This is a genomic window from Pseudomonas sp. GL-RE-29, from assembly GCF_019947275.1.
Taxonomy (GTDB): domain Bacteria; phylum Pseudomonadota; class Gammaproteobacteria; order Pseudomonadales; family Pseudomonadaceae; genus Aquipseudomonas; species Aquipseudomonas fluorescens_A.
Map to the genome: position 1 here is coordinate 1 of NZ_JAGYGD010000056.1, position 24,535 is coordinate 24,535.

General features: G+C 59.4%; 22 protein-coding genes and 3 pseudogenes. 15 read left to right on the plus strand and 10 right to left on the minus strand.

From position 1 onward, the window contains the following. Positions 1-348 (plus strand): annotated as a pseudogene (locus KGB21_RS28245) (hypothetical protein); the annotation flags it as partial. A 263-nt stretch (positions 349-611) separates the two neighbouring features. Here the strand turns inward: KGB21_RS28245 and KGB21_RS28250 are convergent. Then, positions 612-914, minus strand: coding sequence for a fructose-bisphosphate aldolase (locus KGB21_RS28250; RefSeq protein WP_223507426.1), 303 nt, complete (start codon positions 912-914; stop codon positions 612-614). Between the two features lie 587 nt (positions 915-1,501). Between KGB21_RS28250 and KGB21_RS28255 the strand changes: the two genes are divergently transcribed. Next, entirely contained in the window at positions 1,502-2,170 is a 669-nt protein-coding gene (locus KGB21_RS28255) for an ATPase (RefSeq protein ID WP_223507427.1), read from the plus strand. Positions 2,171-2,172: 2 nt separating this feature from the next. Here the strand turns inward: KGB21_RS28255 and KGB21_RS28260 are convergent, their stop codons facing one another. Continuing rightward, positions 2,173-3,057: a serine hydrolase domain-containing protein gene (locus KGB21_RS28260; RefSeq protein ID WP_223507428.1), complete on the minus strand. Its 885-nt coding sequence runs from the start codon at positions 3,055-3,057 to the stop codon at positions 2,173-2,175. 40 nt (positions 3,058-3,097) lie between these two features. Then, the gene (locus tag KGB21_RS28265) at positions 3,098-3,364 is read right to left on the minus strand and encodes a hypothetical protein (RefSeq protein WP_223507429.1); all 267 of its coding nucleotides are present in this window, start codon (positions 3,362-3,364) and stop codon (positions 3,098-3,100) included. Between KGB21_RS28265 and KGB21_RS28270 the strand changes: the two genes are divergently transcribed. Continuing rightward, on the plus strand, positions 3,350-4,138 hold the full coding sequence (locus tag KGB21_RS28270; RefSeq protein ID WP_223507430.1) for a DeoR/GlpR family DNA-binding transcription regulator: 789 nt from the start codon (positions 3,350-3,352) through the stop codon (positions 4,136-4,138). The genes KGB21_RS28265 and KGB21_RS28270 overlap by 15 nt on opposite strands. Before the next feature lie 135 nt (positions 4,139-4,273). Here KGB21_RS28270 and KGB21_RS28275 read toward each other — a convergent pair whose 3' ends face one another. The 4 genes from KGB21_RS28275 to KGB21_RS28290 all read right to left on the minus strand — a co-directional run bounded on the left by KGB21_RS28275 (position 4,274) and on the right by KGB21_RS28290 (position 9,888). Then, positions 4,274-5,560 (minus strand): NAD(P)/FAD-dependent oxidoreductase, encoded by a 1,287-nt coding sequence (locus KGB21_RS28275; protein WP_223507431.1) that lies wholly within the window; start codon positions 5,558-5,560, stop codon positions 4,274-4,276. A 143-nt stretch (positions 5,561-5,703) separates the two neighbouring features. Beyond that, positions 5,704-7,068, minus strand: coding sequence for a glutamine synthetase family protein (locus KGB21_RS28280; RefSeq protein ID WP_223507432.1), 1,365 nt, complete (start codon positions 7,066-7,068; stop codon positions 5,704-5,706). 391 nt (positions 7,069-7,459) lie between these two features. Beyond that, on the minus strand, positions 7,460-8,818 hold the full coding sequence (gene chrA, locus KGB21_RS28285) for a chromate efflux transporter (RefSeq protein WP_223507433.1): 1,359 nt from the start codon (positions 8,816-8,818) through the stop codon (positions 7,460-7,462). 218 nt (positions 8,819-9,036) lie between these two features. After that, positions 9,037-9,888 carry a CAP domain-containing protein gene (locus tag KGB21_RS28290; protein ID WP_223507434.1) on the minus strand — a complete coding sequence of 284 codons (852 nt, stop codon included), beginning with the start codon at positions 9,886-9,888 and terminating at the stop codon, positions 9,037-9,039. A gap of 140 nt (positions 9,889-10,028) precedes the next feature. Between KGB21_RS28290 and KGB21_RS28295 the strand changes: the two genes are divergently transcribed. The 10 genes from KGB21_RS28295 to KGB21_RS28340 all read left to right on the plus strand — a co-directional run bounded on the left by KGB21_RS28295 (position 10,029) and on the right by KGB21_RS28340 (position 20,178). Beyond that, a complete protein-coding gene (locus tag KGB21_RS28295; RefSeq protein WP_223507435.1) occupies positions 10,029-10,649 on the plus strand; it encodes a cell wall hydrolase in 621 nt (206 codons plus the stop codon). A gap of 172 nt (positions 10,650-10,821) precedes the next feature. After that, positions 10,822-11,799, plus strand: coding sequence for an NAD-dependent epimerase/dehydratase family protein (locus KGB21_RS28300; protein ID WP_223507443.1), 978 nt, complete (start codon positions 10,822-10,824; stop codon positions 11,797-11,799). 47 nt (positions 11,800-11,846) lie between these two features. Then, positions 11,847-12,587 (plus strand): glycosyltransferase family 2 protein, encoded by a 741-nt coding sequence (locus KGB21_RS28305; RefSeq protein WP_223507436.1) that lies wholly within the window; start codon positions 11,847-11,849, stop codon positions 12,585-12,587. Then, positions 12,584-12,862, plus strand: coding sequence for a lipid-A-disaccharide synthase N-terminal domain-containing protein (locus KGB21_RS28310; protein ID WP_034148911.1), 279 nt, complete (start codon positions 12,584-12,586; stop codon positions 12,860-12,862). The genes KGB21_RS28305 and KGB21_RS28310 overlap by 4 nt, the downstream gene beginning before the upstream one ends. A 3-nt stretch (positions 12,863-12,865) precedes the next feature. Next, the gene (locus tag KGB21_RS28315) at positions 12,866-14,389 is read left to right on the plus strand and encodes an ArnT family glycosyltransferase (protein WP_223507437.1); all 1,524 of its coding nucleotides are present in this window, start codon (positions 12,866-12,868) and stop codon (positions 14,387-14,389) included. 383 nt (positions 14,390-14,772) lie between these two features. After that, complete coding sequence (locus KGB21_RS28320) at positions 14,773-15,822, plus strand: isopenicillin N synthase family dioxygenase (RefSeq protein ID WP_052321252.1); 1,050 nt, start codon at positions 14,773-14,775, stop codon at positions 15,820-15,822. A 1-nt stretch (position 15,823) separates the two neighbouring features. Next, positions 15,824-16,762, plus strand: coding sequence for a hypothetical protein (locus KGB21_RS28325; protein WP_223507438.1), 939 nt, complete (start codon positions 15,824-15,826; stop codon positions 16,760-16,762). Positions 16,763-16,801: 39 nt separating this feature from the next. Next, positions 16,802-17,881, plus strand: coding sequence for a putative urea ABC transporter substrate-binding protein (locus KGB21_RS28330; protein WP_223507439.1), 1,080 nt, complete (start codon positions 16,802-16,804; stop codon positions 17,879-17,881). A gap of 137 nt (positions 17,882-18,018) precedes the next feature. Beyond that, positions 18,019-18,951: a GlxA family transcriptional regulator gene (locus KGB21_RS28335; RefSeq protein ID WP_223507444.1), complete on the plus strand. Its 933-nt coding sequence runs from the start codon at positions 18,019-18,021 to the stop codon at positions 18,949-18,951. A 252-nt stretch (positions 18,952-19,203) separates the two neighbouring features. After that, on the plus strand, positions 19,204-20,178 hold the full coding sequence (locus KGB21_RS28340) for a nitrilase-related carbon-nitrogen hydrolase (RefSeq protein ID WP_223507440.1): 975 nt from the start codon (positions 19,204-19,206) through the stop codon (positions 20,176-20,178). Positions 20,179-20,321: 143 nt separating this feature from the next. Here KGB21_RS28340 and KGB21_RS28345 read toward each other — a convergent pair whose 3' ends face one another. Next, positions 20,322-20,837, minus strand: a complete 516-nt coding sequence (locus KGB21_RS28345) for a DoxX family protein (protein ID WP_223507441.1) — start codon at positions 20,835-20,837, stop codon at positions 20,322-20,324. 314 nt (positions 20,838-21,151) lie between these two features. On the opposite strand from KGB21_RS28345, the gene KGB21_RS28350 reads away from it, so the two are divergent. Beyond that, positions 21,152-22,654 (plus strand): aldehyde dehydrogenase family protein, encoded by a 1,503-nt coding sequence (locus tag KGB21_RS28350; RefSeq protein ID WP_223507442.1) that lies wholly within the window; start codon positions 21,152-21,154, stop codon positions 22,652-22,654. A gap of 44 nt (positions 22,655-22,698) precedes the next feature. Here KGB21_RS28350 and KGB21_RS28355 read toward each other — a convergent pair. Beyond that, a pseudogene (locus KGB21_RS28355) lies at positions 22,699-22,956 on the minus strand (carbonic anhydrase); the annotation flags it as partial. Positions 22,957-22,958: 2 nt separating this feature from the next. Here KGB21_RS28355 and KGB21_RS28360 point away from each other — a divergent pair. Further along, positions 22,959-23,369: pseudogene (locus KGB21_RS28360) on the plus strand (LysR substrate-binding domain-containing protein); the annotation flags it as partial. A 311-nt stretch (positions 23,370-23,680) separates the two neighbouring features. Here KGB21_RS28360 and KGB21_RS28365 read toward each other — a convergent pair. Further along, a complete protein-coding gene (locus KGB21_RS28365) occupies positions 23,681-24,010 on the minus strand; it encodes a hypothetical protein (RefSeq protein WP_034148943.1) in 330 nt (109 codons plus the stop codon). Positions 24,011-24,535 lie beyond the last annotated feature (525 nt).

The following is a 24,535-nucleotide window of genomic DNA, read 5'->3' on the forward strand; positions in this document are numbered from 1 at the left end:
GGTGGGAATGGTGGCGGTCACGGCGGTGGCAACGGCGGCGGACATGGTGGTGCGGGTGGCGGTCATGCCGGCTCAGGTCACGCCGGCGGAAACGGCAACGGCCGCGCCAACGGTCTGGACAGCGACCATGCCGGCAAAGCGACTCGAAACCATGGCGCCAGCGGCAACCACTACGGCAGTGAGCGCAATGATGATAACGGTCATGGCACCACGACCTCAGGTATCGCCCATTCCAAAGACACACAAGGCCTTTCCAAGGCCAGGGCTATTTCGACCTCGACCCCAGGTGATCACAACACCAAAGGGCTAAGTCAGGGCGGTCCGTCGGGAAGCAAAAAGTCCCATTGATTACGCTGTTGAAGCGAAAAGCTTCAGTCGCATAAAAAACCCGCCATCAGGCGGGTTTTTTTTCGTCTCAAATTCGCTTGGGGACCGCACTTGTCCCCTGTGGCGAGGGAGCTTGCTCCCGCTCGGCGGCGCAGCCGTCGTAAAATCGGGTCACACGCTGCGTCTGTCAGATTGCAGGGGCCGCTTCGCAGCCCAGCGGGAGCAAGCTCCCTCGCCACAGGGGGAAGTGTCCTATGCATTTTGCAGACTGCAAGATCTACTTCTCAGATGGGCTGACAGCCGTTGGGCACGTCAAAGCCACGCTGCTCAATCACTCGAAAAACGTCCGAAACGTCCTGAAGAAGGATTTTGGCGATGTTGGCGACGGTGTTGATGTCATTTTCGGCGTAGTCGGGCAGGTTGGTGCAGGCCATGAGACTCAGGTAGGGGAGCACGGCGTTGAGGCGCTCGCTGATGCAGTTGTGGAGTTCGCGGATCGGGGCGTCGCTGTCAATGAGAAGGACAGGGTAGCTGGTGGCGAATTGGGTCATCGGGGTGAAGCGGCGGGGCGGGTTGTTCATTTTCATAAGGATATGCTCTTCAAAAGGATCATGAAGCGCCACCTTTCTGCTGCGAAACAAAGGGTGGCAGCTATGTGCGGGTTCGCAGACCGGAGAAGAGTAAAGCCGGCAGACCCGAAGGTCTCCCACACACAGCCGCCATAAAGCGAACGGCGGCAGAGTTTGCCACAGTTGCATTCAGCTATGTGTCCATCTTCTTCAAGGGCTGCGAAACCCAACCGCCAACCAATGCCAGCGACAGGCCAACTCTAGGCAGCGAAACAGGCGTCTGCAACCGGCCTGTAGGACCGCACTTGCCCCCTGTGGCGAGGGAGCTTGCTCCCGCTCGGCGGCGCAGCCGTCGTAAAACCGGGCACTGCGTTATGTCCTAGGAAATGGGTCGCAAAGGATCAGGGCCGCTTCGCAGTCCAGCGGGAGCAAGCTCCCTCGCCACAATGGGAAATGTCCTACAAACTTTGCAGACCTGCGGTTCAAATCCTCATAGCCAGATATCGGTTTGGTCGATAACCATCATTAAAGAATGCAAGTTCTGTTTTTCTGTCATAGGAGGAGGATAGGGTCATTCCAGTCTCGCCATTGAAGGAACCTGCGCGATGAAACTTTCAACCCTGTTGGCTTTTGTCGCCGCATTCACCGGCAGCGTTGCCGCCACCGCGCCGGCCATTGCCGCGGATCTGTCCTGCCATTTCCCACCGATCACTGAAAGCGCCGCGAGCTTGCAGCATGCGCAATCGGTGGCCGTGCTCTACAGCGAAAACACCGTCAACACCCAGGAATACCTTGAGAACTACCACGCCGTAGCGGTCAACGGTGCGAAGAACCCTGAAATGAACTCACAAATCAGCCAGGCATTCGTCGACAGCTCCGACCCTAAGCGGGCAATCAGCTGGCTGATGGGCTCGCTGCAGAAGCAATTCGCCACGGTCACCGTCTACGACAACCTCGATGCCGCAGTGCAGGCGCATCCGGATGTGGTGGTGATGCTCGACACCTTCAGCCGCTTGGTGTCCAAGCGCAACAACCAGGTTGAAGCGCGGTTTGTCGCCAAGTTCTACGACTCGAATTTGCAATACATCGGACAGGCAGAAGGCTCACGCGCCGAGCAGATGCCTTCTGTTTGGGTGCATGGCAAATCCGCGCCGCAGATTGCCGCGCAGATCAACCAGCAAACCCAGTTGCAAGTGAACGCGTTGAAGCAGTTCGATGCGTCGTTGAAGACGCTGGTGACGGCGGGCAAAGGGGAGCACGTCGCGTCGAATTGAAGCTACTGATCGTCGGCGTTTGCGCTTAACAAGCGCACGGCTTGAGCTTCAACAGTACCTTGGTCGCCATCCTCGCAAAAAACGGCGCAACTTTTAGCGTTATTCCCTTTAGCGCAGTGATAAACCGCCACTACACTGCCCGGCCCGGCGCCAGTGTGGCCACTCAAGATCCGTTGACCTTCCACACCACCGCGCATCAATCCAAGGCCATAACCGGGAGACGTCCATGGACGGCCGGGAATCGGCCCGCCCAGGGTTCGGACTGTTTGCATTTCCTGCAGCAGGGGTTGCGGCAGCCAGTCGCTTGCAAGCAGGCGGTTCAGGCAAAGGGCTGCTTCAGAGAGTGGGCCGACCAACAAACCGTGATAGACCCAACCGGGGTCGTAGGCGGACGCTGAACCCATGTTTACGGCTGCCAGATCGGCACGTGTTTTGGCCAGGCGCACCAGGGACAAATCGAGGGGAGAAAACACCCGTTGGGTCAGCGCGTCTTCGAGTGGCAGGCCTGTGATGCGCTCAATCAGTCTCACGACAAACAGGTAGCCAACGTTGGAATATCGCCAACCGTCGCCCGGCGTGTAGCGCAGTCGGGAAGCATCGAGTCGTTGCAGCATTTCGTCTGCCGGCCAGGGCGTTTCATTGCGGGCAACAGCGGCGTGGTAATCGGCAAGTTCGGAATAGTCCGCCAGCCCGGCTTCGTGCCGTAGCAACTGCCGCAGGGTAAACGGGCCTTCAGGCACCGTATCGTCCAGATCGATCAACCGATCTCGAACCAGTGACAGGGCTGCCGCTGCGAGCACGGTTTTGGTGAAGCTCCACCAGGGCACCGTCGTATCCGGCTGTTGAGGCGTGAGAAGGGCGCCGTTCGATACAAGGGCAAAAAGCATGGGTTAACTCTGGATGGAAAATGATGCGCGTTGTTACGAATCAGGTGTGCACCAACGCGATGGTGAATGAAACCACGATCATGCAGACAAAGGCGAAATTTAGATTCATGACGTTTCCATCCGATACAGGGGTGATGGCGCTCATCTTGAACAGGTCAGGTGCAAATAAAAAATTCGGCTTCGTGATTTGAAAGATCGAAACAATTGATACCTGGTGCGCGTGTTTGTGTTTCAGCGGCTGTTTGGCTAATCTCGCACAAACAAGCAAATACACGCACGAACAGGCATAACCATGCACGATCAGCATTCTGCAGCCGAACTCCCTCATCTGCGTCGGCAGAAAATCCTCTTGATCCTTGAACGTGACGGCAAGGTCATGGCGTCCGAATTGAGCCAGCATTTCGCGGTTTCGGAGGACACCATTCGCCGCGATCTGGCCGAGCTGGACAGCGCCGGGCTGGTGCAGCGCGTGCATGGCGGGGCGTTGCCGCGTCCCAAGGACACGGGCAAGGATTACTTCACGCGGATCAGCGAAACCGACGAAGTCAAAACCCAACTGGCGCAATTGGCGGCAGCGCGGGTTGAGAACGGTCAGATCGTGATGTTCGACTCGGGCACCACCACGTTGCAGATCGCGCGGTTGCTGCCGTTGGACATTTCCATCACCGCGATCACCGCGTCGCCGATGACAGCGATTACCTTGTCCGAATTCAAAGGCATCAAGGTGATTCTGGCGGGTGGTCAAATCAACCCTGCGACGATGTCGGCCAGCGGGCATGAAACCCTGCGCTTGCTGGAGGGGATCAAGGCGGATTTGTTGTTTACCGGGGTGTGTGCGATTCATCCGGAAGTGGGCATTACCTCACTGCATTTCGATGAAGTGCCGGTGAAGCAGGTAATGCTGGACAGTGCGGCTCACGTTATTGCCGTTACCACGGCGGACAAACTGGGGGCGGTGGAACCGTTTGTGGTGGCACCGTGTTCGCGGTTGCACATGTTGATTACCGAGCGGCATGTAGCGACAGGTAGTGTCGAGGATTACCGCCGGTTGGGGATTGAGGTGGTGCAGGCGCAGGCTTGAGACCCGTCATGACGGTGTCGAACTCACCACCGCTTCGCCAGCAAGCCGGCTCCTACAGTATTACGTCATGCCCACCCGAATTCTTGTAGGAGCTGGCTTGCCAGCGATGGCGGTGTAACTGTCGACCAGAAGGCCTCAGCGCAATCGCTCGAGCATCTGGTAGTACCACATGCCAGCCGCGAGCATCGGGTTGCCAAGCAGGTCGCCCATGGGCACGCGGATGTGTTGGCACGCGGCGAATGTATCGAAATGCTCCAGTTGCCCTGTAATCGCGCGACCCATGATTTCGCCCATGATGTGTGTGGTGGCGATGCCGTGGCCGGAATAGCCCTGGCAGTACCAGACGTTGTCCGAAAGCTTGCCCAGTTGCGGAATGCGGTTGATCACGATGCCCATCGCGCAGCTCCACTGGAAGTCGATGGCCACGCCTTTCAGCGCCGGAAACGTCTGCTCGATGCATGGCCGTAGTTCACCGGCGATGTCGCGAGAATCCTTGCCGCTGTAGTTGGCGCCACCGCCGAACAGCAGGCGACCGTCGGCAGTCAGGCGGTAGTAATCGAGTACGAACCGGCAGTCGTAGACAGCCAGGTCCTCTGGGTTGATCTGCTTGGCGAGGTCTCCCAGCGGCGCGGTGGTGACAATGCCGCCCATGGCCGGAAAGATCTTGCCCTTGAGCTTGCCCGGTTCCAGTTTGTGGTAGACGTCGCCGGCCAGCAGCACCTGATTGGCGTCGATGCGGCCGTGGGCCGTGCGCACGCCCGGTTTATCGCCGTGAATGATCTCCAGCACTTCGCTGTTTTCGAAGATCAACGCGCCCAGGCTTTCGGCCGCGCGGGCTTCGCCGATGCACAGGTTGAGCGGGTGCAGGTGCATGTTGCGGGTGTTCTTGATTGCACCGTGATAGAGGTCGCTTTGCAGCAGGTCACGCACTTGGCTGCGGTCGAGCAGGCTGACTTCGTCGCCCATGCCACGGCGCACGGCTTCGTCATAATCCTTGCGCAAACCACCCATGTGGCTCGGCTTGTAGGCCGCGTGCAGGTGGCCGTGCTTGAGGTCGCAGGCGATGCCGTATTTTTCCACCCGCTGCTGGATGATCTGGTGCCCGCGCCAGCGCAGGTGCCAGATGAAGTCATCGACTTCTTCGCCGATGGTGTGGCGCATTTGTTTGCGCATCGCCTCATCGCCGGACAGGCTGCCAGTGACCTGGCCGCCGTTGCGCCCGGTGGCGCCCCAGCCGATTTTATGGCTTTCGACGATGGCGACTTTCAGGCCTTTTTCAGCCAGTTCGACCGCCGTGGCGACGCCGGTGAAACCGCCGCCGATGATCACCACGTCGACGCGGTGATTGCCTTGCAGGGTCGGGTAGTCCGTTTCGTGGTTGAGGGTGGCGGTGTAGTAGGAATTGCAGCGTGGTTGAGTCATGTCAGCGTCCGGAAAAATGTGCGGGAGTGCAGTCCTTTGTAGGAGTGAGCCTGCTCGCGATGAGGCCAGCACATTCAGCACTTGTAGTGACTGATGCACCGCTTTCGCGAGCAGGCTCGCTCCCACAGGGGATAAGGAACGGCTCAGGCCTCAGTCAAATACCAACGCCAATCCTGCTCTCCCACTTGCGCCATGAATTGCCGGTACTCCGCACGCTTCACCGCCAGATACACCCCCAGAAATTCCTGCCCCAATGCATCCCGCGCCCATGCCGAATTTTCCAGTGCCGTCAGGGACGTCAGCCAGTCAGTCGGCAGCAGTTCGGTCGCTTGTGCGTAGCCATTGCCCTCCACCGGTTCGCCCGGATCAAGGTCTTCACGGATGCCGCGATGAATGCCCGCCAGAATCGCTGCCGCCGCCAGATACGGGTTGGCGTCGGCGCCGCAGATGCGGTGTTCGATATGCCGACTGTTGGCCGGGCCACCCGGCACACGCAAGCTCACCGTGCGGTTATCGACGCCCCAGGTCGGCGCCAATGGCGCGTAGCTGTTGGCCTGGAAACGCCGGTAAGAGTTGGCGTTGGGGCAGAACAGCAGCAACGAATCGAGCAGCGAGGCGAGCATGCCGCCGATGGCCGTGCGCAGCAGCGGAGTGCCGGCCGGGTTCTCGGAGGCGAACAGGTTGCGCCCTTCGGCATCGGCGATGCTGACGTGCATGTGCATGCCGGTGCCTGCCAAATGATCGAAGGGTTTGGCCATGAATGTCGCCTGCATGCCGTGCTTGTGGGCGACGGCTTTCACCAGGCGCTTGTAGCGCACGGCCTGGTCCATCGCTTCCAGGGCATCGCCGTGTTCCAAGGTGATTTCCACTTGCCCGGGGGCGTATTCGGAAATCGCCGTTCGCGCCGGAATGCCGTGGAGTTTGCACGCCGCATAGAGGTCGGCGAGGAAGGGTTCGATCTGCTCCAGTTCACGAAGGCCGTAGACCTGAGTGTGTCGCGGTCGACCGCCGTCGGCATCCAGCGCCGGTTGCGGGCGACCGTTGTGATCGCGTTTGGCGTCGAGCAAATAGAACTCCAACTCGCACGCCATTACCGGGTGGTAACCCTCGGCTTTCAAGCCATCGATGACTTTGATCAGCAGGTGACGCGGGTCGGCGATGCTCGCGGGCATGCCCTCTTGCGGGTGCATGCTGACTTGCACCGCCGCCGTCGGAATCTGCCGCCACGGCAAGCGCACCAGGCTGCCTTCGAGCGGGTAGGCACGGCAGTCGATGTCGCCCACGTCCCAGACCAGCCCGGAGTTCTCGACGTCTTCGCCCTGCAGGGTCAGGCCGAGAATGGTGCTGGGCAGCGGACGACCGCTTTCATACACCGCCAGCAGTTCTTCGCGGTGCAACAACTTGCCGCGCGGCACGCCGTTGGCATCGAGAATGAACAGCTCGATCATGTCGATATCGGGGTTGTTCGCCAAAAAATTTTGGGCGTCTTCAAGGGCTGCGAATTTCATTGTTCGTCACTCACGTTGGCGTCCCGCGGACGCACGGATTCAGGCCACGACACGACGGAGGATAAAGATCCGGGCGTGCGGGCAGCGATAGCGAAAAAGGAGGGGGCTCTATGCGTGGTGGACGCAATCAGGCGAGCAGGGTGCTATCCGGCGGGCGTGCGGAGTGACGCAGTTTGGAGCGGCGCAAGGCCATGGGCAGGTTGACGATGCGTTTCATGAGGCAATGCCTTGCGCGACCACCGGGGAGGTGGTCAGGGTCGAGACGTGGTGCTCTGACGGGGCAATGCGCATGAATCATGTTTCCAGTAGCGGAAAACGTCGGTGGCGGATAACAAGCTATCCGCGGGTGTCTGGATACTAGGGGTGAAAGTGAAAGCTGTAAACGTCTGTTTCAGCGCAACAGGTGCACGCCCAGCCCGATCACCCCACAACCGATCAGCACTTCAATGACGCCGCGCTTGAAGCGAAACAGCGCAATTGCCGCCGCCAGCGCGATCAGCAGCGAAGGCCAGTCCAGTTGCCCGGCAAAGCCTTTGGGCCACAGCACGTGGTAGCCAAAGAAGCACGCCAGATTAACAATCACGCCGACCACCGCGGCCGTAATGGCCGTCAGCGGCGCGGTGAATTTCAGTTCGTTGTGCGTCGACTCCACCAGCGGTCCACCGGCGAGGATGAACAGGAACGAAGGCAGAAAGGTGAACCAGGTCACCAGCATGGCCGCGACAGCGCCGGCGACGAACGCCTGATCGGGGCCGAACACCTGATGAACGTAGCCGCCGATAAAACCGACGAACGCCACGACCATGATCAGCGGCCCGGGCGTGGTTTCGCCGAGCGCCAGGCCATCGATCATCTGTGTCGGCGTGAGCCAGCCGTAATGACTCACTGCGCCCTGATACACATACGGCAGCACCGCGTAGGCTCCGCCGAAGGTCAGCAACGCTGCTTTGGTAAAGAACCAGCCCATCTGTGTCAGCGTGCCTTCCCAGCCGAAAAGGGCGGTGAGGGCGGCCATCGGCAGGGTCCACAACACTGCGCCCAGGAGCGCCAGACGCAGCAGTTTCGCGCTATTGAAACGGGCGTGTTCGGGCGTCGGTGTGTCGTCATCGATCAACGCCGGGCCGAAGGACTTTTTTGCGCCGCTGTGGCCACCGGTCCTGAATTTTTCGGGTGCCAGACGCCCGCCGAAGTAACCGATGATTGCCGCGCCCAACACGATCAACGGAAACGGCACGTTAAGCGCGAAGATGGCCACGAATGACGCCGCGGCGATGCCCCACATCCAGCCATTTTTCAAGGCCCGGGAGCCGATCCGATGCGCCGCGTGCAGCACAATCGCGGTCACTGCAGGCTTGATCCCGTAAAACAGCCCGGCCACCACGGGCACCTCACCAAAGGCGATGTACACCCAGGACAAGGCAATCAGGATGAACAGCGACGGCAACACGAACAGCGCCCCGGCGATCACGCCGCCCCAGGTGCGGTGCATCAGCCAGCCGATGTAGGTCGCCAGTTGCTGGGCCTCGGGGCCGGGCAGCAGCATGCAATAGTTGAGCGCATGCAGAAAGCGTCGCTCGGAAATCCAGCGTCGGCGTTCGACCAGTTCCTGATGCATGATCGAAATCTGCCCCGCCGGCCCGCCGAAACTGATGAAGCCGAGTTTGAGCCAGAAGCGAAACGCTTCTCGCAGGCTGATGGCCTCGGGTTTTGCTGGTTCTGTTTCGATGTTAGGGGCGGGCGTGAGGCTCAAGCGAAGGTTCCTTGTGAAGGCGCGAATGTTGATGCATGGGGCCGGGCTGAGCAGTCACTGACGCACATCGCAAAAACACCGAAATAACCTGTGGCGAGGGAGCTTGCTCCCGCTGGACTGCGAAGCAGACCCCTTCTTTTGGTGAAGAGGGGGGCGCTTCGCGCCCCAGCGGGAGCAAGCTCCCTCGCCACATTGTTTGTTTTGTGCCAATTCAGTGCTTACTGCGCGCCAAACATCACCGTCCAGTAAATCCCCGCATCACTCTTCGGATCCGTCGCATAAGCCGCGCCGACATCGCGGAACTGCGGGTTCATCAGATTGGCGCAATGGCCGGGACTGGCCAGCCAGCCTTCGACCACCTTATGCGCGGTGTCTTGCCCGGCGGAGATGTTCTCGCCGATCTGCTGGAAGTTGTAACCCGCCAGTTCCGCACGGTCACCCGGTGTGCGACCGTCGCGGTCCTTATGATCGAAATAATTATTGTTGGCCATGCTCCGTGACTGGGCCTCGGCCGCGGTGGCCAAGGTAGCATTCCAGGTCAGCGGTGTGGTGGCGCTGAAGGATTGCGTGCCGCACTGGCGTTGCTGCGAACGGGCGACATTGAGCTCGGCCAGCAGTTTCTGGCCTTCCGCTTGCCAGTCGCCAAGGCGCCCGCTCAACAGCGGCCGCGCCAGCACGATGCGCCAATTAAGGTCCTGGCGGCTCACACCGACATCGACAAACTGCGGGTCGAGCACGATCTGGCAAAAACTTTCCTGAATGGCTTTCATCGCCGACGGCGCATCACGAGGACCGGACAGGCTGATTGCTTGGACATTCTTCATCGGATAACCCGCCGCTGCCATGGCTTGTTGCAGATTCCCGATGCTGGGGGCTGACAACACCAGTCGCGGATCGGCGGCCAGCGGCGGCAGCTCCGAAGAAACCTGACCGCCACAGCGCTGCAACTGGCTGCGGTAGACGTTGATCGATTCGATCAGCTGCGACTCGTCGCTCGCCACGGCGTTGGCGGCGAACAGCAGTCCCAGTGACAACCCGGCAAAACGCACAGCGGATGAAGTGAAGCGCATTGAAGTCCCCTTGAGCTGGTTGCGCACATGATGCGCGAAGATGCCCCATCTAAGGCAGCGTATTTTCAGGAAGGTTGTGGGCCATGTGCAATCATTTCACTACTACACTGATGCGAACTGCCCATTGAGTTATTCCCACCATGCGCCTCGACTGGTTAGCCACTTGCCTCGCAGTAACTCTAGTTGTCGGTCCGACATTCGCAGCGGATCAAGATCAAAAACAAAAAGTCGCCGAAGACAAGGCCCAAGTGCTTGAGCATAAAGCCGCCGAGAACATTAGCCAGGCACCGGCTTCCAAATCCCAGGCCATCACCCAATCAGAAGTCCAGTCCGTGGACCGCGCCGGCGCCGCGCCGCTGGACGACGCCATCACCTGCCTGGCCCGTTCCATTTACTGGGAAGCCAAGGGCAAGAACTCCGCCGATATGGAAGCCGTGGCCAACGTGGTCATGAACCGACTCGGCCACAAGGGCTTTCCGGATACGGTGTGTGGGGTGGTCAAGCAAGGCTCCGAAACCAAGAGCTGCCAGTTCTCCTGGTGGTGCGATGGCAAAGCCGATTCGGTCCAGGAAGAGGTGCCTTACGCGATGGCCAAGGAAATCGCGCGCAAGGCGTTGAACAAACAACTGCCGGATCGCACAAAAGGCGCGCTGTATTTCCATGACCGCACGGTGAAACCGGTTTGGGCCAAGGAGTACATCAATACGGCCAACATCGGTTTGTTCAAGTTTTACAAGCCGCAGGGTGGCGATGCGAAGTAGTCGCTTTTAAAGGGAAAACCCTTCGCAGTTAATCCAGAGCACCGAAACTGCAATATTTCTGTTTTACAAGCTTCATGACTGAACAACGCATTAGAAACGTCATGAGCGGGAACAGAAACATGAAGCAGGCGTGGTTATCGAGCAGCAACAGCGCATCCATCGGTGCGTCAGCGTGACGGTCCTCGTCACCGGCGCGGCCGGTTTTATCGGATTTCACACGGCCCGGCGCTTATGCCAGGACGGTCATGAGGTCGTCGGGATCGACAACCTCAACGACTACTACGACGTGACCCTCAAGCAGGCGCGGCTCACGCTGCTGGAGTCGTTGCCAGGCTTTCGCTTCCAGAAACTCGACATCGTCGACAAACCGGCCCTGCTCGATTTGTTCCGCGAGAACCGTTTTAGCGAAGTGGTGCACCTGGCAGCCCAGGCCGGGGTTCGCTATTCGCTGGACAATCCGGATGCCTATGCGCAATCGAACCTGGTGGGTTTTCTCAATGTGCTGGAAGCCTGTCGGCAGTATCGCCCTGAGCATCTTCTCTATGCCTCGAGCAGTTCTGTTTACGGCAGCAACAGCAAATTGCCGTTCAGTGTCGACGATGCCGTCGACCATCCCGTTTCCCTGTACGCCGCCAGTAAACGCGCCAATGAGTTGCTCGCGGACAGCTATTGCCATCTGTACGGGTTGAAGGCCAGTGGTCTGCGTTTTTTTACCGTCTACGGTCCATGGGGCCGTCCCGACATGGCGCTGTTCAAGTTCACTGACGCGATCATCAAAGGCTTGCCGATCAACCTCTACAACCAGGGGCAGATGGCGCGTGATTTCACCTACATCGACGACATCGTCGAAAGCATCGCCCGGCTGCGCAGCAAGCCGCCGGTGGCGCAAGGTTCTGCCAGCGGCGTGAACAGGCTATTCAACATCGGACGCGGCATGCCGGTGGCGTTGCTGGATTTCGTCGACTGCCTGGAGTCCGCCCTGGACATGCAGGCACAGCGCAATTTGATGCCGCTGCAGGCGGGTGATGTGATCAAGACCTGGGCTGATGTATCGGCGCTGGCCGAGTGGATCGATTTCCGTCCGCAGGTTTCAGTGGCTGCCGGCGTGAAGGAATTTGTGCAGTGGTATCGGCAGTTTTATCAAGTATGAAACGTTCGCCTCTGATGACCGCAACAACAAAAGGCGAGGGGGACTCCATGAGCCAAGACCTGTTTGTATCCGTAGTGATTCCAGCGAAGAACGAAGCGAACAATCTCCAGCCGCTGCTTGAGGAAGTTCGCCAGGCATTGGCCAACGAAGCGTACGAAATCATCGTCGTCGATGACGGCAGTACCGACGCCACCCTGCACGAACTGCGGCAGATCCGGCTCAACGGCTTGAGCGCGTTGCGCATCCTGCACCATGAACGTTCGCTGGGCCAAAGCACGTCGCTCTATCACGCGGCGCGCGAGGCACGCGGGCAATGGCTGGTCACGCTCGATGGCGACGGGCAGAACGACCCGGCGGATATCCCCGGCATGCTGGCGCTGGTGCGCAGTGAACGGGGCAGGGACGAGGTGCAACTGGTGGCGGGCCACCGGGTCAATCGCCGCGATACCGCGAGCAAGCGCTGGGCCTCGCGTTTTGCCAACGGCTTGCGTCGGCGCCTGCTCAAGGACGCCACCCCGGACACCGGCTGCGGGTTGAAGCTGATCGAACGCGCGGCGTTTTTGCGCCTGCCGTACTTCGACCATATGCATCGCTTTATCCCGGCGTTGATCCAGCGCCACAACGGCCAAATGATCGTCCATCCGGTCAATCACCGACCGCGCACGGCCGGGGTGTCCAAGTACGGCAACCTCGACCGGGCGCTGGTGGGCATCCTGGACCTGATCGGCGTCTGGTGGCTGATCAAGCGCACGCGGCTGAACACCCACGCCCAGGAGCTCGAAGGATGACGCTGACCCGTGAAACGCTGTGGCTGGTGATCGGTTTCGCAGGTCAGATCGCCTTCACCGGGCGCTTTGTCTTGCAGTGGCTGTACAGCGAATACAAGAAACGCAGCGTGATTCCGGTGAGCTTCTGGTACTTGAGCATCGTTGGCAGCACGTTGCTGTTCGCCTACGCGATCTATCGCCAGGATCCGGTCTTCATCGTCGGCCAGGCCTTTGGCTCCATCGTTTATTTGCGCAATTTGCAGTTGATTGCCAAAAGCAAAAGCCTGAAGGAATAACCGATGCGCCGATCGTTGTCGCCCAGGGTCGAATGCCTCGGCCTGATGCTGTTTGCCCTGCTGCTGATTGGCGCCGGTTTGGGCTGGCGTCAGGCGCAGAATGTCGACGAGGAGCGTTTCCTCGGTGTGGCGCTGGAAATGCTGCACAACGGCGCATGGCTGATTCCGCACCGTGCCGGGGAGATCTACGGGGACAAACCGCCGATTTTCATGTGGACGGTGGCGTTCTTCGTCTGGCTCACCGGCAAGCCCAACATCGCGCTGTATATTCCGGGGCTGTTTTCTGCAGTGACGGTCACGGCGCTGATCTACGACCTGGGGCGCCGGTTATGGAACCCGCGCATCGGGCGCACCGCAGTGCTGTTGTACCTGGCGACTTATCAGACCTACAGCATTCTGCGCACCGGTCAGATCGACAGTTTCTTGATCCTGTTCACCACGCTGGGCCTGTACGGATTGGCGCGACACCTGCTGCTCGGCCCGGCCTGGCGCTGGTTTTACGTGGGCTGCGCGGCCATGGGTATTGGCGTGATCACCAAGGGCGTGGGTTTTCTGCCGGCGCTGATGCTGATCCCTTATGCCTACGCGGTGCGCAAGGGTTGGCCCGGTGTGGTGGCGATGCCGGGCGAGACGCGAAAATGGCTACTTGGGTTGCTGCTGATGCTGGCGGCGACTGCGATCTGGCTGCTGCCTTTGGCGGTGTCCATCCTGCTCAATGGTGCTGCTGACGAAGTGGCCTACGCGCGGGAAATTCTCTTGAGGCAGACCGCAGGGCGCTACGCCAACTCATGGCATCACCGCGAACCGTTCTGGTACTTCTTCACCAACGTCATTCCTCAGTATTGGCTGCCGTTGGTGCTGTTCCTGCCTTGGCTGGTGCCCGCGTGGCGTCGGCAGTTGCAGAAGCGTGACGGCCGGGTGCTGGTGTTGCTCGGTTGGGTGGTGCTGGTGGTGGTGTTTTTCTGTATCAGTGCCGGCAAGCGCAAGTTGTACATCTATCCGGCGTTACCGGGGCTGGTGTTGGTGGCGGCGCCGTTGATGCCCTGGCTGCTGCGCCGCTGGTTCAAGCAGCGGCCGCGGTTTCGACGGATATTTCCGGCACTGGTCGCGACCTGGTTTGTGCTGTGGTTCGCCCGAGGGTTTATCGAACCGGTCAAGGACGGCGCCAATCCGGATCAGGCGCTCATGGCGCAAGCTGCGCTCATGAGCCACGGCGCGGACCTGGTCTTGGTCAATTGGGAAGAGGGCCACTGGTTGTTCGCCCGGCAGCCGATCGTGCATTTCGGCATGGAGCATTCAACGGTCGAGAATGCAGCACGATGGCTGCGCGATCACCCGCACGCTTATGCTTTGGTGCCGACCGAGGTTCTGAAGCAGTGTTTCAAACCCGAGGCCGCTCAAGCACTAGGCGAAAACTCCCGGGCGCATTGGTCGATCGTTGGCGTTGATGCCGATAACGGCCAATGTCATGCAGGGGCGCCATCTGCGGTCTATCGATTCGACTGGATGCCGTCCGGCGCGAATTGATCCCTGTGGCGAGGGAGCTTGCTCCCGCTGGGGCGCGAGGCGGCCCTAAAAACTGGGCCTGCTGCGCAGTCCAGCGGGAGCAAGCTCCCTCGCCACAGGTTCAGTGTCAGGCTTAATTGATCGGTGCCAGGCATGCAGGCTCCATTCTGGTGCTTTTACTGGCATCAGGATGGAGCTGCTTCATCGACCTTTATCAGCGTCGGCCTTTTCAAATCAACAAGATAACGTCGTGCTCGGCCGCCATGTCGAACGTGGCACGCACATTGCTCCACCCCTCATGCACCTTTTCTGGTGCGACAGATCCGGGACGACCCGGAGGCCTCGCGGCTTTGCGATATCTGGACGACCAGGTGACATTTTGACTAATCATCAGGAGGTTACTTATGGCGCCCACGCCTCGAATTACCCCTCATTCAGCGTTCACAAGCTTGCCGCTTGTAGACATTCAGGGACTCTTTTCCGACTGCGCAGCCAATCGTATCGAAACTGCCGCAGCCTTGGGCCGAGCGGCCTCGCAAGCAGGTTTTCTGTACGTAACCGGGCATGGTATCGACCCGCAGATCATCCACCGCCTCAAGCAGCGGACCGTGGAGTATTTCGCCCAGCCGCTTGAGCAAAAGATGAACGACTACATCGGCCTTTCAAGCAATCACAGCGGTTATGTACCGGAGGGCGAAGAGCAATTCGTCGAGGGCAGCATTGATCACAAGGAGGCCTTCGATGTCGGCTTCGATTACCGTCTGCCGCACGGGACGCGTCCGATGCTGGGTGCCAATCGCTGGTCGGCGTTGCCGGGATTCAAGGAAGACATCAAGGCCTATTACGACGCGGTTTTCAGCCTTAATCTCACGCTGTTTCGAGGCTTCGCACTGGCACTGGGGCTCGCGGAAAATGCCTTCACTCAACGCGTCAACAATCCCCCCAGTCAACTGCGGCTGATCCATTATCCGTACGCGCCGGATGCGCCGGTGGATCGTCCTGGTATCGGTGCGCACACCGACTATGAGTGCTTCACCATTTTGCTGCCGACCGCACCGGGACTCGAAGTGCTGAACGGAGCAGGGCAGTGGATCGATGTGCCGCTGGTGGAGGGCGCGTTTGTCATCAACATCGGCGACATGATGGAAGTACTGAGCAACGGCGCCTACGTCGCCACGGCGCATCGGGTGCGCAAAGTCGCCCAGGAGCGTTACTCGTTCCCGATGTTTTGCGCCTGTGATTACGACACGGTCATCGAGCCCATCAAGCAACTGGTCGATCCGGCAACACCCAGCCGCTACGGTCCGGTTGTGTGTGGCGAGCATTTGTACGCGCAAACCCTGCAAACCTTTCGCTACCTCAAGCAGCGCCTGGCCCGCGGTGAGCTGAGCTTGCCGGACGGGGCAATGGGCTTGTCCTCATTCGGCCGTACCGCCCGCGCCCTGGAGGTTTGATATGCACCTCAATGAACTTGTCTCGCGTCACCCGCAGCAACCGGAGCAAGGCGTTCCGGACTGGATGCTGGGTTTCTACAAACGCCGGGCGATCAGCTTTGCCGACGGCCTGACCGATACGCAAACCCACGTGTGCTGGTTTCAAAGCCGCAACTTCACCATCGACTTGCGCCTGCCGCTGGAAGAACACCAGGTGCAAGCCAAACCGTTGCTGGCCTACAGCGCTGAAGAGCTGCAGCAACTTGCCAACTACGAAGGCTGGGAAGCCTTGTGTTCATGGGAAGGCGAAATTCTCAGTTGGCACACCGACACGTCCTTGCAGTTGCACAATCGCTGGCCTGAGCCGGGGCTGCTCAAACGTATCGGCAACTGCATGATCGAGTTCGCGCCCAGCGGCGCCTATGTCGAAGACTGGCGCCTGCAATCGTCGGCGCCGGGTGCGTTGATTGGTTTGCGGCTGTTGGAGGAAAAGGAACTCGAGAGCGGCGTCGTGCGCCATCGCGGTGGTGGTCTGATTGTCTGCGGTGAATATGCGGCTCTGGTGCTGGGGCGCGCCCATCCGCTTGAGAGCGGTGTGCCCCTGCGAGAGCGGGTCGCCCAACACGCTGATGATCCGCAATGGCTGCACCGTGCGTTCAACTTCGAGACCTCGGTGGCCCGGGGCTCGCTCGACGAGGGCTACAAGGTGACGCTCTCCACCTGTGCCGCGCGCGTGGGTCAGCCGCTGATCTCACTGGATGGTTTCGAGCTTCAAGCTGACGGGGTTCACGTCACTCAACGATTGCTCGTCGATGGTCTGGCCTGCGAACGGCTGTTCATCATTGACACGCTGGAGCAGCAAGTCAGCTACGCGCAATCCACCGGATTCACCCGCGATGCCGCGCAGTGGTACGAGCGCGAATCCCCGACGTTGAGCCGCTACACCCAGCCGCTCGTTTGAAATCAATGCGTCACCCCATTCATAACCCGTGAGGTTTCCATGAAGGCATTCTCGTGCGTGTTTTATCGTTTCACAGCCGTGTTGCTGGCGGTTTCCTGTCTCGCTTTCGGTGCTTCGGCGGCCGAGAAAAAGCAGGAATTCAAGGTCGCGTGGTCAATCTATTCCGGCTGGATGCCGTGGGGCTACGCCAGTGAGCACGGGATCATCGACAAATGGGCAAAGAAGTACGGCATCAAGATCGAACTGGTCCAACTCAATGACTACATCGAGTCGATCAACCAATACTCCGCGGGCGCATTCGATGCTTGCGGCATGACCAACATGGATGCCTTGACCATTCCAGGCGCCAACGGCGTGGACACCACGGGGCTGATCCTCGGGGATTACTCCAACGGCAACGATGCGATTGTCCTCAAACACGGCAAGACCTTCGCCGACATCAAGGGCCAGCAAGTCAATCTGGTGGAGCTGTCGGTCTCCGATTACCTGATGTCGCGGGCGCTGGATATCCACGGCCTGAGCCAGCGCGACATCAAGATCATGAACACTTCGGACGCCGATGCGGTGGCCTCTTTCACCACCCCCGGCGTGACAGCGGCGGCGTTGTGGAATCCACAATTGAGCATGGTGATGAAGCAATCGCCGACGGCGGTTCAGGTGTTTACCTCAAGGGAAATTCCTGGGGAGATCATCGACATGATGGCGGTGAACACCGAGACACTGGCGGCCAACCCGGAACTGGGCAAGGCGCTGGTAGGCGCGTGGTTTGAAACCTTGCAATTGATGTCTGGCGACAACGCACAGGCCATCGCCGCACGCACGTCGATGGCCGAACGTTCGGGCACCGATCTGAAGGGCTACGAGGATCAACTCACCCAAACCATGTTGTTCTATACGCCGACCACTGCTTATGAGTTCGCCAGTTCCGAGGCGATTCGCCACACCATGGACAAGGTCCGCACCTTTTCCTTCGCCAAGGGCTTGCTCGGCCAGGCCGCGACCAGCGCCGATGCGGTGGGTATGCAGTTCGCCGACGGCTCGACCCTGGGCGACAAAAACAACATCAAGCTGCGCTTCGATACGCGGTTCGTGAACATGGCGATGGCGAATCAGCTCTGATTCGAAGGTGGCCATGGGCGGGGCCTCAATGGCCATTGGACGTTTTTTTTACAGATGAGAGCCTTGGCAGGCGTAAAGTCCGATTCTGTGGCCGAATAATCGGCCATGCCACCTTTATGGACATCGAGACAAGCGCCATGCAGCACATCGGACTCATCGTTTACCCCGGTTTCCAGGTGTTGGGCCTGGCCATGTGCGCCACGTTCGAACTGACGAACAACGCGCTGGAGGAGCCGCTGTATAGCCTTGCCTTGTTGTCCGAGCACGGCGGCATGGTGCAAACCTCCGCCGGTTTTGCCGTGGAAACCACTGCGTTCGACCAGCGTTCGTTCGATACGCTGTTGGTGATGGGCGATAACGTGATTCGTCCGGTATCGACGGGCATGGTCGAATTTTTGCGTCAGGCCAGCCGAAACACCCGTCGCCTCGGTTCGATTTGCACCGGGGCCATTGCCTTGGCCGAGGCCGGTTTGCTGGATGGCCGGCGCGCGACCACTCACTGGTGTCACGCCGCGTCACTGCAGCGGACGTATCCCAGGATCAAGGTCGAAGAAGACCGTATTTTCATCAACGATGGCAACATCTGGACCGCTGCGGGCATGAGCGCTTGCGTCGATTTGGCGCTGGCTTTGGTCGAGAAGGATCTGGGCGCCGAGATTGCACGGCGGGTCGCCCGGCAATTGGTGGTGTATCACCGCCGGGCAGGTGGACAATCGCAGTTTTCAGTAATGCTGGAATTGGAACCCAAGTCCGACCGCATCCAGGCGGCGCTGACATATGCCAAGCAAAATCTGAAGTCCGAATTGTCGGTCGAGGAACTGGCGAACGCGGTCCATCTCAGTCCTCGCCAGTTCAGCCGCGTGTTCAATGCCGAAACCGGGCAATCGCCGGCCAAGGCCATCGAACGTCTGAGGGTTGAGTCCGCGCGGTTGATGATGGAGTCCGGCCGGCACTCAATAGATGTGGTGGCGACCGAGACCGGGTTTGGTGACAGGGAGCGCATGCGGCGGGCATTCCTCCGTGCTTTCGGCCAGCCACCACAAGTCATCCAGAGGGCCAATCGGGGCTAACTCACATCTTTCAATTCTAAACACCGAACCTGTGGCGAGGGAGCTTGCTCCCGCTGGGCCGCGTAGCGGCCCCTCTTTACCCAAAAGAAGGGAACTGCTGCGCAGTCCAGCGGGAGCAAGCTCCCTCGCCACAGGTTGGAAGTGACATCAGTTTTATTGTCCTAAAAGGTGGTGCATACGACATTCAGGACTGAATATGATTGCCGTAATCTTGATCTCGTTGAAGCCCATCCTCTCAATGAGATCACCGCCATGACCTTCGTCAAAGCCGCTGCCGTACAAATCAGCCCCGTGCTCTACAGCCGTGAAGGCACCGTCAATAAAGTCGTGGAGAAGATCCTCGAACTCGGCGAGCAGGGCGTGCAATTCGCCGTGTTCCCGGAAACCATCGTGCCGTACTACCCGTATTTCTCGTTCGTCCAGTCGCCGTTCGCCATGGGCGCGGAGCACTACAAGTTGCTGGACCAGGCCGTCACCGTGCCGTCGGCAGCGACTGACGCTATTGGTGCCGCCGCCAGAGAGGCGGGCGTGGTCGTCTCCATCGGCGTCAACGAACGTGACGGTGGCACTTTATACAACACGCAACTGCTATTTGATGCCGACGGCACGCTGATCCAGAGCCGCCGCAAGATTTCCCCGACCTATCACGAACGCATGATCTGGGGCATGGGCGACGGTTCCGGCCTGCGCGCCGTCGACAGCGCGGTAGGGCGCATCGGCCAACTGGCCTGCTGGGAACACTACAATCCGCTAGCCCGATATGCGTTGATGGCCGACGGCGAACAGATCCACGCCTCGATGTACCCCGGCTCGTTTGCCGGTCCGCTGTTCTCCTCGCAAATGGAAGTCAGCATCCGCCAGCACGCGTTGGAAGCGGCCTGCTTCGTGGTCAACTCCACCGCCTGGCTCAACCCTGAGCAACAAGCGCAGATCATGGCCGACACCGGTTGCCCGATCGGCCCGATTTCCGGCGGTTGCTACACCGCGATCATCAGCCCCGACGGCGTGGTGCTGGGGGCGTTGACCGAAGGCGAGGGCGAGGTGATTGTCGACCTCGACATGAGCCTGATCGACAAGCGCAAACGCATGATGGATTCGCGTGGGCATTACAGTCGTCCGGAACTGCTGAGCCTGCTGATCGACCGCACCCCGCATGCCCATGTGCATGAACGCAGTACGCATCCGAAACTGGTCGGGATCGAGGCAGTGGAAGAAGAGATTCGATAATTTTCAGGCGCAAAGAAGGGACTTTACGGAAGTCCCTTCTTTTCCTCCGTGCGATAACGACTACCTTGAATCCTGTTATCGTTTTGGCGCATGGCGGACCGTGTCGTGGATGCCTTGCGCTCCGCGTTTGAGGGGACTTAGTATCAGTGTTGATTGCGCTTCCAGAAAAATCGGGCCAGCAACGCATCGAGGCTGAACTTGCCAGGGCCGGAAAGCACCAGCGGTATCAGGGCAGCGAGGTAGATCAGCGGCAGTTTGAAGTTGCCGAAGCCTTTGTTGCTGATGGAGTAACCCTGGGCCAGTTCGCTCAAGGTCGACCAGTCGGCTGGCCAGTGCACCGCGGCGGTCGCGACGATGGTGACCACGATCAGGCTGATCGCCGAGAACCGAGTAGCCAGGCCGACCAGCAGTGCGAGGGCACAGATCAGCTCCACCCACATCGACAGTTCCCAGTTCAACGTGGCCGGAAGGTGGTTGAACGGAAACAGAAAACGGTCCTGAATGTCGGCGAACCAGTTTTCGCCATTGAATTTCTCCAGGCCTGACTCGAAGAACTCCCAGGCGAGAAACACCCGCAAAGTCAGTGGCGCGATCCAGCTGCCGGCACGGTCAAGGTTCAGGTGCAGGCCTTTGACGGCCGATGAAATCGAGGTGCTCATGGTTGATCTCCTTCAAGTCAGGGATGTCGGGCGGCGGTGTGCCCGTTGAGACGTATTTCATCAACCGGGTGTATCTGCGGTGTGTCGTTTGTGTCGGGTTTTAAGTGCGGGGTGTGTCGAGGGCGGGGCTGTACACACTTTGATACGTAGCAATCACCAGACACCGCATATCCCTTTAGGAGCAAGCTTGCTCGCGATGAGGCCAGGCCAGTCGAAATCAATGTGCCTGTCTGTCCGCTATCGCGAGCAGGCTCGCCCCCACAGGTGTTTTGCTATACATTTTCCGCCCGCCCATTGCATGGTGATACCGCTTCATGTCTCTTGCGCTCGAACGTCTAGTCGCTGGCACGCCGATCCCTTTCGCTGGCAATCGTGTCACTGTGGTCAGCCCCGAACTGGCGGCATGCTTCCAGCCCGGTGACCACTTGTTGGTGGAACAGGTCAGCGGCGAGTTGTTGCTGATTCCGGTGGCTGACCAGCAAGCGGCTGCCGTCGCGATCGAGCGTGCTGAAGCGGCGTTTAAGGCGATGTCGACGGTGTCGGATCAGGCCATCAGCGCCTTCTTCGATTTGTTCGCGCAACGTCTGGAAACCCCTGAATGCTGGGCCTTGATCGAGGTCGCGAACCTGGCCGACATCGAGCGGGCCAAGGCTCGCGGTCGTTCGACCACGCGCCTTCTGGCGGACGAACGCATGCGCCGCGACATGATCGCCGGCCTGCGCGCCTGGCGCGATGCGTCGGCCACCCGTGGCAAAGTGATCAGTTGCGTCGAGCACGACGGCTGGAAAGTGGAGCAAGTGGTCTCACCGCTGGGCATTGTCGCGTTCGTCTTCGAGGGTCGTCCGAATGTCTTTGCCGATGCCGCTGGCGTACTGCGCACCGGTAACACCGCAGTGCTGCGCATTGGCAGCGATGCGTTGGGCACGGCGCAGGCCATCGTCACTCACGCACTGAACCCGGCACTGAACGACGCCGGGTTACCGACCGGCGCGGTGTCGCTCGTGGAAAGCGTCAATCACGCCGCTGGTTGGGCGATGTTTGCCGACCGTCGTCTGTCGCTGGCCGTGGCCCGTGGTTCGGGCCGTGCGGTCAGTCAACTGGGCAGCATCGCACAGCAGGCCGGCACCGCCGTCAGCCTGCACGGCACTGGCGGCGGCTGGTTAATCGCCGACACTGACGCCGATGCCACACGATTTGCCGCCGTGGTGCGCAACTCCCTCGACCGCAAGGTCTGCAACACCCTCAACGTCTGCCTGATCCAGCGCGACCGCGCCGCTGAGCTGGTGCCACTGTTTCTCGACACACTGCAACAGGCTGGCAAGGCACGCGGTCAAGGCTGCAAGTTGCATATCGTAGAAGGCAGCGAATCGTTCCTGCCGGCAGATTGGCGAACCGCCAGCGTGGAGGTTTATCGCGCCGAAGGCTACCGCACCGAAGCACTGGCCGAGGCGTTGCCGGAAGATCAATTGGGCCGCGAATGGGAGTGGGAAGAAACCCCGGAAGTCAGCCTGAAGATCGTCGACGATCTGGACAACGCCATCGCCTTGTTCAATCGCTACAGCCCGCAGTTCACCGTGTCCCTCCTCAGTGAAGACGCAGCGACGCAGGAGCGTTTCTACAACGCGGTTAACGCACCTTTTGTTGGCAACGGGATCACCCGTTGGGTCGATGGTCAGTACGCGCTCAACAAGCCGGAACTGGGCCTGTCGAACTGGGAGAGTGGTCGCTTGTTTGCGCGCAGTGCGATTCTTTCGGGCGATGGCGTGTTCACCATTCGCAGTCGCATGACCCAGATCGATCTGGGCGTTAAGCGCTAAAAAAACCACAGCGACCGCTGCAATGGCGGTCGCTGTGACGCTGATCACGCAGCCTCAACCACTCTGCCATAGACGGCGCAGGTGCCTGGGTGCTCGGCCAGCGACACAAACGTGCGGCTGCCTGCATCCAGCGCATCGATCGAGCTGGTTTCAATGTCGTACACCCACCCATGCAGGTTCAACAGGCCTTTCTCCTGGGCCAGACGCACGCTCGGGTGGGTCTGGATGTTCGCCAGTTGCGCGATGACATTCTCACGCACCATCGAACTGACCTTTGCCGCTTCATCTGCGTGCGGCCGTGATGATCCCGGCATTTACCGAGACGTTGGGGTTGATGGTGGGCCGGGCTCATCCGCTGTATGAGCGTCAGGCGGTGTTGTCCGCTGAAGATGTCGCGCAATTGCAGTTTGCGCTGTTGACCCCGGACTTCATTACTCGCACCTGTATCGATGAGTATTTCATGAAGGAGCAGATCACGCCGAAGGTGGCCATTGAGGTCAATTCAGTCAATACGTTGCTGGAGGTCATTCAACACACCGCCATTGCCACGATCCTCCCGGAGCCCATCGCCAGCGCAGAGCGTGCATTGAGCAGGATGCCATTGATGGGCGAGGGGCCGAAGCGCGGGGCTGCGTTGCTTCGGCGTAAGAACAACTATCACAGTGCGGCGGCGTTGGCATTTGTGGAGTTGGTGTTGGGTGCTGCGACGTTTTGACCACCACCATTCCCTGTAGGAGCCGGCTTGCTGGCGATGAGGCCATCACATCCAACATCGCTGGCGACTGACACGCCGCTATCGCGAGCAAGCTTGCTCCTACAGTGGATCGTGTCGTGTCTTGTGGCCAACCCAATCCCCTTGTAGGAGCCGGCTTGCTGGCGATGAGGCCATCACATCCAACATCCCTGGCGACTGACACACCGCTATCGCGAGCAAGGGGATATCGTAAATCGGAGGCAATAAAAAGGGCCTGCTCTTATTGAGAGCGGGCCCTTTTCTTTTAATGAGTAATTAGTCACTCATTTCACTTAGTAGAACCGATCAATCACCCGAACTTCGTTCTGGTTCTGCATTGATGCCCACGCTTGTTTCAGTGTTTGCAGAACATTACCGATGAAGTCCTTGTCGGCCGCGGCTTTCTTGCCGACGTAGCCCTGGCCGCGACGGTACATCTTCAGTCGGGCGAGCAGGTTCTGGTTGTTCTGGTCAAATTCGGCTTCGTGGGCATGTGGCGACAGGCAGTCGATATGAACCTGGCCCGACTTGCTGATCCACAGAATATGGCTGTCGTGGCTGTCTTTTTGCGCAGCGAACATACGAGCCAGTTCTTCGATAGTTGGTTGATTGTTCAGATTCATCATAAAAACCCCTTGACCATTTGGTGATCTTTCAAAGTTGAGTCGCTAATACAAGTAGCCCACCGGTTAGTTGATCCCTGGCACCGTAACCAGGACGTCAGCAGTCGTCCGTCAAAGTCGACGGGGTCCCGCGTCTGTTGCATGTAGTCGTGTTGAATAACTGCTACGCAATAGCGTCACAACGAAGAGAAGCGGCGATAACCTTCAGGCCACTGCCGACGCTTTCAGGGTCGGCCACAAGCTTCTTGAGGATGGATCGCCAGCGCTTCTCGCCCTTGTACTGGACGTTCAGGCCAGGTCAGCTTCTTCAATCTGCCTTGTGGGCAGCGTGTATCCGGAAATAACAGCTCGGCGGTCAGACGAGCTTGCTCAAACGTGTTGCCTGTACTCCCGATCGGGGAGACGTCTGCATCATGCAAGGGCAAATCGGAGTCGTCAACGGTTTTGTAGTGAATATTTTTATGCACTACATATTGTCTGACAAAGTCGTTTTGGAATTAACAGGGGGGGGTCGAAGGGCGGCGG

Bases quoted from the DNA above. Each gene is read 5' to 3' on its own strand.
- KGB21_RS28250 (WP_223507426.1), bottom strand. From the start codon at position 914: ATGAAAATGAACAACCCGCCCCGCCGCTTCACCCCGATGACCCAATTC.
- KGB21_RS28255 (WP_223507427.1), top strand. From the start codon at position 1,502: ATGAAACTTTCAACCCTGTTGGCTTTTGTCGCCGCATTCACCGGCAGC.
- KGB21_RS28260 (WP_223507428.1), bottom strand. From the start codon at position 3,057: ATGCTTTTTGCCCTTGTATCGAACGGCGCCCTTCTCACGCCTCAACAG.
- KGB21_RS28270 (WP_223507430.1), top strand. From the start codon at position 3,350: ATGCACGATCAGCATTCTGCAGCCGAACTCCCTCATCTGCGTCGGCAG.
- KGB21_RS28265 (WP_223507429.1), bottom strand. From the start codon at position 3,364: ATGCTGATCGTGCATGGTTATGCCTGTTCGTGCGTGTATTTGCTTGTT.
- KGB21_RS28275 (WP_223507431.1), bottom strand. From the start codon at position 5,560: ATGACTCAACCACGCTGCAATTCCTACTACACCGCCACCCTCAACCAC.
- KGB21_RS28280 (WP_223507432.1), bottom strand. From the start codon at position 7,068: ATGAAATTCGCAGCCCTTGAAGACGCCCAAAATTTTTTGGCGAACAAC.
- KGB21_RS28290 (WP_223507434.1), bottom strand. From the start codon at position 9,888: ATGCGCTTCACTTCATCCGCTGTGCGTTTTGCCGGGTTGTCACTGGGA.
- KGB21_RS28295 (WP_223507435.1), top strand. From the start codon at position 10,029: ATGCGCCTCGACTGGTTAGCCACTTGCCTCGCAGTAACTCTAGTTGTC.
- KGB21_RS28305 (WP_223507436.1), top strand. From the start codon at position 11,847: ATGAGCCAAGACCTGTTTGTATCCGTAGTGATTCCAGCGAAGAACGAA.
- KGB21_RS28310 (WP_034148911.1), top strand. From the start codon at position 12,584: ATGACGCTGACCCGTGAAACGCTGTGGCTGGTGATCGGTTTCGCAGGT.
- KGB21_RS28315 (WP_223507437.1), top strand. From the start codon at position 12,866: ATGCGCCGATCGTTGTCGCCCAGGGTCGAATGCCTCGGCCTGATGCTG.
- KGB21_RS28320 (WP_052321252.1), top strand. From the start codon at position 14,773: ATGGCGCCCACGCCTCGAATTACCCCTCATTCAGCGTTCACAAGCTTG.
- KGB21_RS28325 (WP_223507438.1), top strand. From the start codon at position 15,824: ATGCACCTCAATGAACTTGTCTCGCGTCACCCGCAGCAACCGGAGCAA.
- KGB21_RS28330 (WP_223507439.1), top strand. From the start codon at position 16,802: ATGAAGGCATTCTCGTGCGTGTTTTATCGTTTCACAGCCGTGTTGCTG.
- KGB21_RS28335 (WP_223507444.1), top strand. From the start codon at position 18,019: ATGCAGCACATCGGACTCATCGTTTACCCCGGTTTCCAGGTGTTGGGC.
- KGB21_RS28340 (WP_223507440.1), top strand. From the start codon at position 19,204: ATGACCTTCGTCAAAGCCGCTGCCGTACAAATCAGCCCCGTGCTCTAC.
- KGB21_RS28345 (WP_223507441.1), bottom strand. From the start codon at position 20,837: ATGAGCACCTCGATTTCATCGGCCGTCAAAGGCCTGCACCTGAACCTT.
- KGB21_RS28350 (WP_223507442.1), top strand. From the start codon at position 21,152: ATGTCTCTTGCGCTCGAACGTCTAGTCGCTGGCACGCCGATCCCTTTC.
- KGB21_RS28365 (WP_034148943.1), bottom strand. From the start codon at position 24,010: ATGAATCTGAACAATCAACCAACTATCGAAGAACTGGCTCGTATGTTC.